Source organism: Methanoculleus thermophilus, assembly GCF_001571405.1.
Classification (GTDB): domain Archaea; phylum Halobacteriota; class Methanomicrobia; order Methanomicrobiales; family Methanoculleaceae; genus Methanoculleus; species Methanoculleus thermophilus.
This window is the reverse complement of record NZ_BCNX01000006.1, coordinates 472,812-485,341: the sequence shown is the minus strand read 5'-3', so window position 1 is coordinate 485,341 and position 12,530 is coordinate 472,812. Positions and strand designations below refer to the sequence as shown.

The window sequence follows — 12,530 nt, the reverse complement described above, 5'->3', positions numbered from 1 at the left end:
CTTGCGGGGAAAAATTTCTATAGGCAGAGTCCGCAGTCCAGGAGCTACCAGAGGGAGTTATGATGACGGGGAATGATACTAGTCGAGGCGCCAAGCGGGAAACATTCCACGACCAATCGCACCTCAATGAAGAGACTTACCGCTCGATTCTTTTTGAAGCGCCCGATGGGTTCGTCATGGTTGATGCTGAAGGCAGGTGCCAGTATCTCAATCCGGCGTTTACCAGGATTACCGGATATACTCTCGAAGATCTTCCGACAACCTCTGCCTGGCTTGAGCGTGCCCACCCAAACCCGGCATACCGTCAGAGAGTACAGGAGATGTGGGAGGAACTGCTCCAGGGGAGCCGAAACAGCCTCGTGACGAGCGTGGTCTGCGGGGACGGAAAAGTCCGCGATATCGAGATCAGGCGATCATCACTCAGTAGCGGCTGCAATCTGCTCACTGTCAGGGATGTCACCGAACAAGTCCGGATCGAAGAACGCCTCCGGCAGATCACGTCGGAATTGACGGCGGTGGTTGAGGCATTTCCCGACCTCTTCCTCCGATTAAACATCGACGGCACGATCATCAACACCAGGATCGGCAGACTGGCAAAGACCTCGCTTGTACCGAGAACACTGCTCGGACGGCGCATACAGGACATTTTCCCGGCAGAGATTGGCGACGCACTCCTGGACGCCGTTCAGCAGGCCGCCCAGACCGGTGCCCCTGCCACGTCCCTGGAGTTCTGCCATACGGAGAACGGGGAAGTGCGATACTATGAGGCCCGTGTCGTGCCGCTTCATGACACACACTTGATGGCCATCATCCGGGAGATTACGGAGCGAAAGCAGACAGAGCAGGTACTCCAGAGCCACCACAAACACCTGGAGGAACTCGTCGCCGAACGGACTGCCGAACTCGAACGCACAAATGAGCAACTCAAGCAACTCCTCCATTCTATTGAGATGAGCGAGCGAAGAGCCGCAGAAGAGTGGCTCGATTCATCGATCAACCTGATTGCTGATGATGCCGAGGTAAGGATCACCACCGATGCATCCGGGGTGGTCGTCATCGCTGACGAGGCCGCCGGGGATCTGATCGGCTACGGGAGTGAAGAATTGACCGGGAGAGAGATCTGGTCGCTCTTCTCTGGCGATAACATTCGGGAAGTTCTCTCATCGGAGGTTCTCGGACAGGGCAGACCTGCAGAGTGCACTGAGGGAACCCTGCTCGTAGGAAACGAGGGATTAAGCCAGTGGGTCCGCATCTCTGCTGCTCCGATCACCGATGTCACGGGTGGCGTGATAGGTATGGTCTGCACGCTCCGGAAGGCGTGATATCAGAGTTGGAGACCGCAGAACTCCGGGTGCAGAGGATCCGGGTTCTGGGAGGCCACGGTGACGGCAACCTGGTCGGAGTAGAACCCGAGGCCTTCAAGGGCGCTCGCCAACGCTTTCTCCTGCGTGTTGTTGATCTCGCTTAAGTGGGCGAGCACGGCCATGTGAATGTGGTCGGCAAGCCGCTGCAGGCAGCGAGCGGCGTCGGGGTTTGAGAGGTGCCCGCGCTTTGAGCGTATCCGGCTCTTCAAATAGGCGGGGTACGGACCATTCTCAAGCATATTGGGACAGTGGTTGCTCTCAAGAAGGATAGCATCGCAGGAGGCGAGGCTATCGAAGATCGTCGGGGTTATGGTCCCGGTATCGGTGCAGCACCCGATGCGGAGGTCGCCCTCAGTGACCGAGAACCCGCAGGGCTCGTTAGCATCGTGGGAGACGGCAAAGGGCTCGACAGAAAAGTCGCCGAGAGCAAATGACTCACCGCACCTGCACCGTCGCAGTTCCATCGATTGCCTGCATTTCCCGGAAAGCGCGGCCAGCGTGCCGCCGGTCGCATAGACCGGGACGCCAAGCCTCCTTGCCAGGACGTCGACGCCCCGAACATGGTCGATATGCTCGTGGGTGACTAGGATGCCCTCAATGAGCGATGCATCGGCACCGGCATCCGCAAGGCGCCGGAGGGTCTCACGTGCTGAGAGCCCTGCGTCGATGAGCAGCGCACCTCGCTCCCCTCGCAGGTAGGTGCAGTTTCCTTTGCTCCCGCTCGCAAGGACTATCAGTTCCATTATAGAATGGTGGGCCGCATCTCTATTTAAGGGCGCGGCGGGCAGTTGTGCGGAAAACCTTTGGATCCAGGAGACCATTACCTGATGAGAAAGGATGAGCGGGGCGGCGGAATCCTGGCAGGGGCAGGTTCACCGGATCATCGCGGATCTTGACGGGGGCCGGGTGCGCATCGACCGGGAGGCAGCGCGTGACCTCGTCAACACGTACCTTGTCCGGTCGCTCGATACAACGGCGCTCCGGTTCAGCATCCCGGTGCTGCTCCCGGTACAGATTTTCGATCTGGGTGGCGATGGGGCTGTCGGGGTGATTATCGAGGCAATCAAGGCGGCGGTCCCCACCGAGCGGGACCTCGGTCCGATAGCCGGGATCGGGACGGAGCACCCCGCCCACTGCCTGCAGAACGTGGAGCCGGTCACGCTGATCGCGTCAAACAGTGCCCTCGGAACGAACCTCTGGCGTCCGGACAACGAGAATCGGATTGACGGCTCCGGGCTTCATCTCGTCGTCAGGGGCGCCCTCCCGTACCCGGGCCCGCCCACGCATGCCACGGTAAGAGAGGTTCTCGAGCGGCTCGGATCACTCCTCGAGGCGATCGATCGTGTCGTGCGCCGGGTGCCCGAGAGGGACCTTGCCGCGGCCCGAGAACTCTCCATCGACCAGAAGGCGCTCCGACGCGCTCTCCCGAAGATGGGGCTTGTGGCATTCATCGGCGACGGGACGCGGCCGGCCCGCCAGTTCACTCAGTTTCGGTGTCACCACCGGATCGCGGGCCCGAAAGAGGGGACGCACATCCCCTTCCGATGCCCGTTGGAACTCGATCCGGTCGAGGTGGAACTCGCCGGGAGCGGCAGGGTCGTGACCGGTCTTGGGCTGCAGCGGCGGGAGGTCTTTGCGGTCGCGGGCTCGAACGCCGAGGGAAAGAGCACCTTCCTTCATGCGGTCATCGCCGGACAGGACGACCATGCCGCAGGGGACGGGCGGGAACTCCTCGTCAGCCTGGGCGGGATCGCCCAGGCTGAGGCAGGCGAGCGCCACCTTGATAGGGCGGACGTCAGCCTCTTCTTTGGCCGCCTCCCGCCCGGGATCGACGGCCATCCCGGGGCGGCATCCGGTCAGGGGAGCGGGTCGCTTGTGATGGCGCACGAGATCCAGACCGCGCTCTCGGCCGGGGTGCCGATCCTCATCCTCGACGAGGACCGTTCCGCGACAAATCTGCTGGTTCCGGGCTGCCTCCAGAGCGGCGAGGTGACGCCGTTATCGACACTGCTCGCCACCCGGCGAGAGGCGCTCGGGGAGACGACGCTCATCTACGCAGCATCATCGCTCGACATCCTGATCGCGCAGGCCGATCGTATCCTGCAGTTGTCGGGCCACGAGGCGCGGGGCCTCGATCCCCGGGAGTTCCGGCGCCGGCTGGATCGGTACCTGGTGGAGGTACGGGAGCACCTCGCGGCAAAAGACCGGTAGACTTGAGAAAAGATGGTTGGGGTCTATCGTCTCGACCCGTGCAGCCGCAATAGTACGGGTCACGCGAGAGTCCAACACGCGGGAATCCCTCATCCCCGCCTGACAACATGAACCGACTCTTCCGCAAACGAGACCGCAACATGGCTCCCTTCGCGGATGCCGAGATTGTCGACCACCTTCCAGGAAAGAATTGACGAGAGGGTTATCCCGCAGTCGACAGTCACCCTGCTGAACGGGCCGCGAGGCACGATCGAGGTCACGATGCCGGGAAGGGTGTTCTTTCCCGGCGCGGTCGTCGCCTCACCTGCCGGGGTGACCCGCAGGTCTTCCGAACGGATGCAGAGACTGACCAGTTCCTCCGGGGTAAGCGGCGAGCGAGTCCGAATCCTGACGCCGCCAGCATCGACGGCACAGGTGCCGTTGCTGGCGACGACGACGCCGTCGATGATATTCTCGATCCCGACGAACCGGGCGACCTCCCGACTTGCCGGATGGGTGAAGACCTCCCGCGGAGTCCCTACCTGCGCAAACCGCCCGTTCATCAGTACGCCAATCAGGTGGGCAAGCCGCTGGCCCTGGTACATATCGTGGGTCGAAAAGACGATCGTCGTCCCGAGGTCGCGGTTGATCCGCACCACCAGTTCCTCAATCTTCTCCACCGAGACGGGATCAAGGTTTGCGGTCGGTTCATCCATCAGGAGGATCTCCGGTTCGATCACCATCGCCCGGGCAAGCGCCACCCGCTGCATCTCCCCGCCCGAGAGGGTTCTGGCCCGCCGTTCTTCGTAGCCGGCAAGGCCGACCACGGCAAGGGCCTCCTCGACCTTCGCCTTGATCGCCGCCTCCTTGATCCCTCTAAACCGGAGTCCAACTGCAATATTCTCCGCAACGGTCGTGTTGAAGACGGCGGGTTTCTGGAAGACCATCCCCATCATCCGCTGTACTCTATGACTCTCTTCACGATTTGCATGGATATCGACGCCGTTGATCCGGATCGCGCCTCCTGTCGGGGTATCGAGGAGGTCGATGAGGCGCAGCAGGGTTGATTTTCCGGACCCGCTTGGCCCGATGACGGCAAAGATCTCCCCACGCTCGATGCGTGCGGAAACGCCGGCAAGCACCTCCTTGCCGTCGAACGATTTTCTGACGCCTTCAAGTTCAATCATGGGATCACCTGTGCTGGACCGTGGTTATGACGAAGTTGACGACGAGAGCGATTGCGAGGAGGACGATCCCGAGTGCGATGGACTGAGAGATGTTCCCCATCGAGGTCTCGAGAGATATCGCGGTCGTCAGCACCCGGGTCGAACTCGAAAATGACGACGCCATGATGTTGCCGCCGACAAGGATCGCCGCTCCGACCTCGGATATCGCCCGCCCGAATCCAAGTGCAACGGCCGCAAGGATCGCGAATTTGGCCTCCTTCATGGTGTTTGCGAGGAACTGAAAACGAGTCGCTCCAAGCGAGCGGAGGGTATCCCTGATGATCGGATCGACCCCCGAGAGAGCGGATATCGTAAGACCGATCATGATCGGCAGGATAAGAACCGTCTGTGCGATGATCATGGCGGTCGGGGTGAAGAGCAGTCGCAGAAATCCAAACGGCCCGACGCGGGAGAGGAGCAGGAAGATGAGCAACCCGACGATGACCGTCGGCAGAGAGTAGAGGGTCTGAATCAGGTTAATGAGACTCTTCTTGCCCGGGAACGACCCAAAGTAGATTACGCCGCCGAGCGGAACGGCGATCAGTGAGGCAAAGATCGTTGCTGTGAATGAGACAATGATGCTCCGCAAGGAGATTGCCATAACATCAGGATCAAGCGTTATGATGAGCCGGAGCGCCTCCAGAAATCCCTCGATGATCTCGTACATACTTTGGCACCTAACTGTGGTCCGTTCCTGGACAAAAAGGGTAGATTTTTTGGCTGGATCAGAGGACCGGGTCCTTCACTTCAGCCTGCGGCACGCCGATCTTCTCCCAGTCGTTCTGGGCGGCATAGAAGAGCGGCTGGCCATACTCTTCGACACCGAAGGAGGCGATCTCCTGCTGGATCTCGTCAGAGATCAGGAAGTTGATCCAGTCCTTCGCGAGGGCGGTGTTGGTGTCGGGGTACTTCTCGGGGTTGATCTGCATTGCGCAGTAGACGTTGAGCAGGGCATCGCCCTCGTCGACGAGCGCTACGAGGTCAACATCGCCCTTGTAGGCAAGGAATGTCCCGATGTCGGAGAGAGCATAGGCCTGCTTTTCATTCGCCATCGCAATGGTCGCACCCATGCCGGTCCCGGCCTCCTGGTACCAGCTGCCGGAGCCCTGGATATCTGTCGAGTAGTTGAATCCGGCTGCCTTCCAGATTGCCTGCTCCTTTGAGTGCGTTCCCGAGGCGTCGCCGCGCGAGACGAAGACGACATTCTCACCAGCCATTCCCTTCTCACGGATGGTGGTGAATGCCTGCTCGGGGTCCATGCCCTTGATGCCGGCCGGGTCGGACTCGGGTCCGATGATGATGAAGTAGTTGTAGGCGAATACGCGCCGGTTGGTACCGTAGCCGTCGGCGAGGAAGGCATCTTCACGTGCACGGTCGTGCACCATCAGGACGTCAACGTCGCCCCGCTGTCCATACTCGATCGCCTTGCCGGTTCCGCCAGAGACAATGATCAGCTCGGCGTTGTACTTCTCCTCAAAGATCGGGGTGAGGTGATCGAGGAGTTTGGTATCGTAGAGACTGGTCGTCGTTGCGATACGGAGCTGCTGCTTTTCTCCGGGAGTCTGGTCGGATGTCGTCCCAGTACAGCCGCAGATGAGCATAAATGCGACCAATATGGCCGTAACTGCAAAAATGGTTCTTTGTTGCATAGTTCTCAAAGAGATATCGTGATATCTACATTTAAATAGAACTGTTTTGAATTAATAGAAACTTAATAAAGTTAATCATATTAACACAGAAAAAAAAGAAACTAAATTTGATTATTAAGGCCCCCGGGACAGGGTGCTCCGCCGACCCCCCGCCGCCGGGCGCGGAACGGCAGTCGCAGTAAAGATGCTGATTAATAGACTAGGAGCCCGAAGACAGGAAAGAGAACGAGCAACTGCGAGGGGTGCGATGGGAGGATAGGGATTGACCGCCGAAGGCGAACTCAAAAAAGATTTATAGAGAACCGGGATCTCCGCGGTTCATCCCACCACGATATCGCGATATCCCTCGCCGTCAGCCTCGACGTAGAGGATCGCCTTTCCCCCGACGCAGGCGGGTTTTGGGAACTTCCGGAGCGCGACGACACCTTCCTCGACCGCTGCGCCGTCGCGGGTCATGACCCGGTCGACGCCGGAATTAAGGATCGCCGCAATCGTCTGGTTGCCGCGTAGGTCCCGGATCGTTCCCTTCTGAACAAACCTGCCATCGTTCCCCGATGCCGCGAGACCCACCCCAGCGAGCGCGCCGATGACGCCGTCCTCGGTACCTCCAAGCCCTTCAAGGAGGATTCCGGCCTCGCGGGCAAGGGAACGCGCCTCATCCTGCGTCACGATACTCGTCTTTGCGGCGAGCCCGAAGTGGGTGATGTCGCCGTTGATCTTTCGGTCGCCAGCGACACAGATCCCGGGATCGCTCCCCTCGATGAAGTCGGCGAGCATCAGTTCCTTTGCCGTCTCAAAGATCTCGGCCACGGCCCCGTTTGTCTCTTCATGGATGTGGATGACCGCTGAGCTGTTATGCGAGGTGTAAGGGACAGCGGGGTGGACAAAGAGTTGGTGCCGGGTCACCCCCGTCACCGTATACATCCTGGCGAGTTCTGCTGCAATCGCGCGAGCGAGCCGTCCGGTTCCCCGGGACTCGCGGGTGTCGGTGTCGTCAATGCCAAGGTAGATAGTCATAGGATATTGTACTGATCGACCTACAAGGCTAAATAAGCCATCTTTCGAGTTAATGGGAAAAGATTGACAGAGAGGTTTACGAGGCCCGAATCAGGGTCCCAACCCGCTCCCCGTTCACGGCCTTCGTGATATTCCCCGGCACGTGGGCATTCACGATCTTGATCTCTCTCACGTGGACGGCATCACGGAGGAGCTCGACCGCCATCGGTTCGAGCACCATATCCTCAAGGTGCATCTCCAGGAGCTCGTCGGCGGTGATCTCCGGGATGAACTCGGCGTCGGGGTTCTCAAAAGGATTTTCGGTGTAGAGACCGTCGACGTTCTTTCCGAGGATGCAACTCTTTCCGCCGATGACCTCCGCCATCAGGAAGGCGCCGGTATCGGTCCGGTGCGGCGGGATGCTCCCGAGTCTCGGCGGGTGCTCATACAGCCCGTAGGGTGGGGTGCCCTGGACGACAGGGAGCATTCCAAGGGATATGATCGAGGGGAGATCTAAGAGATCGCCGGGAGTGATCCGAACTCCGTTGTACTTCGAGAGGAGGATGGAGAGCATGATCGCGTTCTGCTCACTGATCTTACCCGAGAGTTCCGCAAGCACCCCCGTCGGCATCCCGAGGTCGATCCCGACGTCGAGGATATGCCGGACCCGGACGCCGCCGCCGGTGGCGACCAGGATCTTATGGTTCCGGGAGAGTTCCCCGATCTCCTCTACCAGCGGGTAGACCACGGCCCGTCCGTAGTCGATGACGCCATGGCCGCCGATCTTGACCACGTTTAAGTCCGGCATGATCCTGATCTGCTCGCCCGCCTCGGTCTCGCGGAGCAGGGTTCGCCGGACCAGGCTCTCACCTTTGAACCTCGATCTCATCTCAATCCGTTCTGCCATAAAACCACTGACTTTCAGTTTGAGGGAAAACGTTATATCCCTTTGGGGTATACCAACTGGTATACCACCTGATAGGAGATGAATGCGGTATGAAGATCTACGTACGAGAGCGCCAGAAGGTCGGCACCGGTGTGAAGCAACCCAGGTTCCGTGTCGTCGCCGTTATCGAAGAGCAGGGCGATGAGAAACACCTGAAAGTCGAGGGAACCCACTTCCGCAAAGTTGAACTCGAACAGATTGCAAAAGACGTCGGGGCGGAGGTTGTCTACCTCGAGGAGATGCCCGAGGAAGAGCGGGGCGAGATGAAGGCAGCCGAAGCGGCGTAACCAGACCGACTCTCTTTTTTCCCGTCGGGTGCAACTACTGTTGCGATCGGATGACCACGCACGAGCACGACGACATCTTTGACGCGGCCGCGAGAATCCTTCTTGAAGAGGAACGCTGCATAACGATCGGTTTTTCACCAGATGGAGTTACCATACGGTTCCCTACGACCCGAAAGCTCGCCGAGCACCTCGGGATACCCCACTACTATGTCCTTCCCCGGTTCGGCGATATGGAGCGCGACGGGCTGATCCGCCGGGTGGAACGGGTCGGAATCTCCACCACAGCCTCGGGGACCCGTAAGCTCCTTGCAGTCATAGCAGAGCGTTACGGCGAGCGCGCAAAAGAGGTCCTAGGGCCAGACATCTATTCGGCACTGCAGGCTCGTGCAGCCGTCCCCGGGTGTCAGGACGGCGACTGATGATACAGTGGGTTAATTCTCTCTCACACCCACTACACCTAAGATGCAATCGAGCGAGCCATCCCTCATCGGTGGGGGATCCATTGGCGCGTTCTTCGCGTTCATCCTCACCCTCATCGTGCTCCTCATCCTTGGCAACCTCGCCTACATGCTTCTTAGACGAGCACTGGATGGACGGGTCTCACCGAGGGCGGCCAAGTGGACGGCGGCTATCCTGCAGTATGCCGTCATCATCGGCGGGGGTTATGCGAGTGCCCGGTATCTCCTTGCCTTCGACCTGAACGCCGTCGTCGCATCGCTTGGAATCATCAGTATCGTCGTGGCCGTATCATCGACCCAGATCACGCAGAACATCCTTGCAGGTATCCTTATCACCATCAATCGCCCGGTCCAGCTCGAGGAGTGGATCGTCGTCGGGGAGCTGCCGTCAACAGGGCTTTGCAGGGTGCGCGACTTCTCCTTCACGACGACGATCCTTCAGGGGCTCGACGGCTCCCTCATCCTCATGCCGAACTCAAGCATCATAGCCTCAAAGGTTGTCAACTACTCCCGGGGCGGGTTGATGGAGATCCGGGTCTCGATCACCATCCCGGCCTGGGCGGACCTGACCCGGGCAAAGGAGATCGCACTTTCAGTGGCGCGCGACGACCCGCGTATCATTCAGCACCCCAATGCGGTCGAGCACTCCATTATTCAGGATCTCTTGAACCATCCCTACAATTGGCGCGTCTCCTCCGACAGCACCGACGTTGCAGATCTTGCACCGGCCATCCATATCACATCGGTCACCGACGGCTGGATCAAACTGGTCATCCGGGTCTGGACCCGCAAGATCCCACAGAAGGACGATATCATCTCCCGGTACATGCGAGAAGTTCTCAGGCGTCTCTCGGCCGAGGAGATCCCGGTGAAGGTCGATGCGGCATGACGGAAGGAATTAATTCTACCATCTCTCACCTCACCCCCATACAGGAGAGCGGTTCGCTCCTCATCGGCGGAGTTCCCCTCGATGCGTTCCTCGCATTCCTCTTCACGCTTATCGGGTTTCTCTTCCTCGGCAACCTCGCTTACATGCTCCTTCGGCGGGTCCTTGACGGGCGGGTATCCCGTGGGACGGCCAAGTGGACATCGGCCGTACTGCAGTACGGCATAACCCTTGGAGGGATCTACGCGAGCGCACGGCACTTCCTCGCCTTCGATCCAACGGCCTTCGCCGCCTCGCTCGGTATCCTCGGTATCGTCATAGCCTTCTCATCGCGCCAGATTATCCAGAACGTTATCGCAGGCGTCCTGATAACCATCAACCGCCCCATCCAGCTCGAGGAATGGGTGAGCGTCAGCGGAAGGCCGGAGACCGGGCCCGGCAAGGTGCAGGATATCTCCCTCACGACGACGACCCTCAAGGGTCTCGACGGCGGTTTGATCCTCACACCGAATTCGAGTATCATAACCTCAAAAGTGATCAACTACTCCCGCGCCGGACTTCTGGAGGTCTCGATCCCGCTCGCCGTCCCGATCACCGCAGATCTTACGCGGGTGGAGGAGATCGCGCTTACCGCCGCGCATGACCATCCCCTGATCCTGACCCACGTCGAGCCGGCCGAGCGGTCCGCCCTCCAGAGCCTCTTCGATCTGCCCTACATCGGGCGCCTTTCCTCCGATCTCCCCCGCGCCGACCAGGCATTCCTCGAGCCGAAGGTGCAGGTCTCGTCGATCAAGGAGGAGTGGATCAGGCTGACGGTGCGGGTCTGGATACGGCAGATCCACGAGAGGGACAGGATCGTCTCGGAGTACCTGGACCAGGCCATCGAACGGCTGAAGGCCGAAGGCCTCCTCGACGAGAAGAAGGAGGAGGAGGAACCCGGCCCTCCGATCTCTCCCCCGACCGGCGAAGGCCGCGAGAGGGGCACCGCTCCCGGACAGGCGACGTGAGAATTGGGTCTTTAGTCCCTTTAGGGCCAGAACAAGAGGTTTCGATTGCAGAAAGGCGAACGAGATGCAGAATTCTTTTTGCACGGATACCTTCATGCAGGAAATCCCGATTAGAAATCGACCCGTATAAACACCATTAAATAAACACACTTACTTACCTGGTTGCAGTAGTATACTGCATCAGAGAGCACTGACGCACCGGATCCTCAATTCATAATCGTTGAATCGAGGGAGGGCTCAAAGAGGGAAGGATGGCAGAGGAGACCGGGACGGGAATGGGCGGCATACGGATCTCTCTTGAAGAGATCGCCGGAGCGGTCGGCGACTTCGGCACCATCTTCCCGATTCTGCTCGGTGTGGCCATCGTCTGCCCGGACGTGAACGTCAGCCACTTCTTCCTCTTCCTCGCCGCCTGGTTCATCATCACCGGGTTCTACTACCGCCTCCCAATCCCCATCGAGCCGATGAAGGCGATCGGGGCCATCGTCATCGCCGAAGGACTCTGCGGTGCCGAGATCGTGGCTTCGGGCCTCGTCGTCGGCGTGCTCTTCCTGGTGCTCGGACTCGTCGGCGGGATGACGTGGCTCGGGGACCGGATCCCAAAGAGCGTCATCCGGGGCGTCCAGGCGGGGCTTGCACTCGTCCTCCTGGAGACATCGCTTGGCTATATCCTCCCCGACCTCCTTGTTGCGGCGGTCGCGATAGCAATCATCCTTGCCTTCTTCATCGTATCGCAGCGCACCCGGATCCCCGACATCTCCGCACTCCTGGTCCTGATCATTGGGCTTGCCATGGGGATCGCCACGCAGGGGATGCCGCCGTTCCGCCTGATGCCCCTTCCCGCCCTCCTCATTCCGATGCCGACGGACTTCATCGCCGCGACCTGGGACCTTGCGCTGCCTCAGATTCCCCTCACGATTGCAAACGCCATCCTCGCGACATCCCTCCTCACCTACGACCTCTTCCCAAAGAAGGGTGTGGACCCCGACCGGCTCTCCCGGACGATCGGGGTCATGAACCTGGTCTCGACGCCGCTCGGCGGGTTTCCGATGTGCCACGGCGCCGGGGGGCTTGCGGCCATGTACCGGTTCGGCGCGAGGACCGGCGGGGCGAATATCGTCGCCGGAATCTTCATTCTCATCTTCGCCCTTGCCTTCGCCCCGCCGGAGGTGCTGACACTCATCCCGCTCGGGATCTTTGGAGCGCTCCTCGTCTTTGTAGCGATAGAGCTAGGGAAACACAGCATCAAGACGGAGTCCTACCTGGTCACGGCGGTCATCGCGATCCTCACCCTCATAATAGGCCTCACGTTTGCGTTCATCATAGGGATGGTTCTCGCCTACGCTCTCAAGTGGCGGGAAGGCAGCCGGCAGTCCGGGTCGTGATCAGACCGGGGGTTATCATGTTCAGCGGGAGAGACCGCTGAACCACGATACCATAATCGCACTCGGTCTTGTCGCCCCGGCTCGCTCATGACAGCCGCGTTTGCACCGCAGATCTGTCGGGTTGGCGCACGCAGTC

At 59.9% G+C, this 12,530-nt stretch carries 13 protein-coding genes; 7 read left to right on the top strand and 6 right to left on the bottom strand.

All coding sequences use genetic code 11. The features are described from left to right. Positions 1 to 59 precede the first annotated feature (59 nt). Positions 60 to 1,322: a PAS domain S-box protein gene (locus tag MCUTH_RS05710; protein ID WP_224732734.1), complete on the top strand. Its 1,263-nt coding sequence runs from the start codon at positions 60 to 62 to the stop codon at positions 1,320 to 1,322. Between the two features lie 2 nt (positions 1,323 to 1,324). Here the strand turns inward: MCUTH_RS05710 and MCUTH_RS05705 are convergent, their stop codons facing one another. Continuing rightward, on the bottom strand, positions 1,325 to 2,107 hold the full coding sequence (locus tag MCUTH_RS05705) for an MBL fold metallo-hydrolase (RefSeq protein WP_066956776.1): 783 nt from the start codon (positions 2,105 to 2,107) through the stop codon (positions 1,325 to 1,327). A gap of 94 nt (positions 2,108 to 2,201) precedes the next feature. Here MCUTH_RS05705 and MCUTH_RS05700 point away from each other — a divergent pair, with 94 nt between their 5' ends. Next, positions 2,202 to 3,575, top strand: a complete 1,374-nt coding sequence (locus tag MCUTH_RS05700) for a P-loop domain-containing protein (protein WP_066956773.1) — start codon at positions 2,202 to 2,204, stop codon at positions 3,573 to 3,575. A gap of 89 nt (positions 3,576 to 3,664) precedes the next feature. Here MCUTH_RS05700 and MCUTH_RS05695 read toward each other — a convergent pair whose 3' ends face one another. From MCUTH_RS05695 to MCUTH_RS05675, 5 genes are all read right to left on the bottom strand, one after another. Then, positions 3,665 to 4,741 (bottom strand): ABC transporter ATP-binding protein, encoded by a 1,077-nt coding sequence (locus MCUTH_RS05695; protein ID WP_066956770.1) that lies wholly within the window; start codon positions 4,739 to 4,741, stop codon positions 3,665 to 3,667. A 4-nt stretch (positions 4,742 to 4,745) separates the two neighbouring features. Continuing rightward, positions 4,746 to 5,447 (bottom strand): ABC transporter permease, encoded by a 702-nt coding sequence (locus MCUTH_RS05690; protein ID WP_066956767.1) that lies wholly within the window; start codon positions 5,445 to 5,447, stop codon positions 4,746 to 4,748. A gap of 58 nt (positions 5,448 to 5,505) precedes the next feature. After that, complete coding sequence (locus MCUTH_RS05685; RefSeq protein ID WP_224732733.1) at positions 5,506 to 6,381, bottom strand: substrate-binding domain-containing protein; 876 nt, start codon at positions 6,379 to 6,381, stop codon at positions 5,506 to 5,508. A gap of 366 nt (positions 6,382 to 6,747) precedes the next feature. Next, positions 6,748 to 7,446, bottom strand: a complete 699-nt coding sequence (locus MCUTH_RS05680) for an ABC transporter substrate-binding protein (protein WP_066956761.1) — start codon at positions 7,444 to 7,446, stop codon at positions 6,748 to 6,750. A 76-nt stretch (positions 7,447 to 7,522) separates the two neighbouring features. Then, a complete protein-coding gene (locus MCUTH_RS05675) occupies positions 7,523 to 8,332 on the bottom strand; it encodes an amino acid kinase family protein (RefSeq protein WP_066956758.1) in 810 nt (269 codons plus the stop codon). A gap of 89 nt (positions 8,333 to 8,421) precedes the next feature. Between MCUTH_RS05675 and MCUTH_RS05670 the strand changes: the two genes are divergently transcribed. From MCUTH_RS05670 to MCUTH_RS05650, 5 genes are all read left to right on the top strand, one after another. Further along, entirely contained in the window at positions 8,422 to 8,658 is a 237-nt protein-coding gene (locus MCUTH_RS05670) for a hypothetical protein (protein WP_066956755.1), read from the top strand. Positions 8,659 to 8,708: 50 nt separating this feature from the next. Further along, positions 8,709 to 9,077, top strand: coding sequence for a hypothetical protein (locus MCUTH_RS05665; protein WP_066956752.1), 369 nt, complete (start codon positions 8,709 to 8,711; stop codon positions 9,075 to 9,077). Between the two features lie 43 nt (positions 9,078 to 9,120). Continuing rightward, the gene (locus MCUTH_RS05660) at positions 9,121 to 10,005 is read left to right on the top strand and encodes a mechanosensitive ion channel family protein (RefSeq protein ID WP_066956750.1); all 885 of its coding nucleotides are present in this window, start codon (positions 9,121 to 9,123) and stop codon (positions 10,003 to 10,005) included. Beyond that, on the top strand, positions 10,002 to 11,009 hold the full coding sequence (locus MCUTH_RS05655) for a mechanosensitive ion channel family protein (protein WP_066956746.1): 1,008 nt from the start codon (positions 10,002 to 10,004) through the stop codon (positions 11,007 to 11,009). The genes MCUTH_RS05660 and MCUTH_RS05655 overlap by 4 nt, the downstream gene beginning before the upstream one ends. Before the next feature lie 251 nt (positions 11,010 to 11,260). Beyond that, entirely contained in the window at positions 11,261 to 12,394 is a 1,134-nt protein-coding gene (locus tag MCUTH_RS05650; protein ID WP_066956742.1) for a putative sulfate/molybdate transporter, read from the top strand. Positions 12,395 to 12,530 lie beyond the last annotated feature (136 nt).

Bases quoted from the DNA above. Each gene is read 5' to 3' on its own strand.
- MCUTH_RS05655 (WP_066956746.1), top strand. From the start codon at position 10,002: ATGACGGAAGGAATTAATTCTACCATCTCTCACCTCACCCCCATACAG.
- MCUTH_RS05660 (WP_066956750.1), top strand. From the start codon at position 9,121: ATGCAATCGAGCGAGCCATCCCTCATCGGTGGGGGATCCATTGGCGCG.
- MCUTH_RS05680 (WP_066956761.1), bottom strand. From the start codon at position 7,446: ATGACTATCTACCTTGGCATTGACGACACCGACACCCGCGAGTCCCGG.
- MCUTH_RS05710 (WP_224732734.1), top strand. From the start codon at position 60: ATGATGACGGGGAATGATACTAGTCGAGGCGCCAAGCGGGAAACATTC.
- MCUTH_RS05690 (WP_066956767.1), bottom strand. From the start codon at position 5,447: ATGTACGAGATCATCGAGGGATTTCTGGAGGCGCTCCGGCTCATCATA.
- MCUTH_RS05670 (WP_066956755.1), top strand. From the start codon at position 8,422: ATGAAGATCTACGTACGAGAGCGCCAGAAGGTCGGCACCGGTGTGAAG.
- MCUTH_RS05650 (WP_066956742.1), top strand. From the start codon at position 11,261: ATGGCAGAGGAGACCGGGACGGGAATGGGCGGCATACGGATCTCTCTT.
- MCUTH_RS05675 (WP_066956758.1), bottom strand. From the start codon at position 8,332: ATGGCAGAACGGATTGAGATGAGATCGAGGTTCAAAGGTGAGAGCCTG.
- MCUTH_RS05705 (WP_066956776.1), bottom strand. From the start codon at position 2,107: ATGGAACTGATAGTCCTTGCGAGCGGGAGCAAAGGAAACTGCACCTAC.
- MCUTH_RS05695 (WP_066956770.1), bottom strand. From the start codon at position 4,741: ATGATTGAACTTGAAGGCGTCAGAAAATCGTTCGACGGCAAGGAGGTG.
- MCUTH_RS05700 (WP_066956773.1), top strand. From the start codon at position 2,202: ATGAGCGGGGCGGCGGAATCCTGGCAGGGGCAGGTTCACCGGATCATC.
- MCUTH_RS05685 (WP_224732733.1), bottom strand. From the start codon at position 6,381: ATGCTCATCTGCGGCTGTACTGGGACGACATCCGACCAGACTCCCGGA.
- MCUTH_RS05665 (WP_066956752.1), top strand. From the start codon at position 8,709: ATGACCACGCACGAGCACGACGACATCTTTGACGCGGCCGCGAGAATC.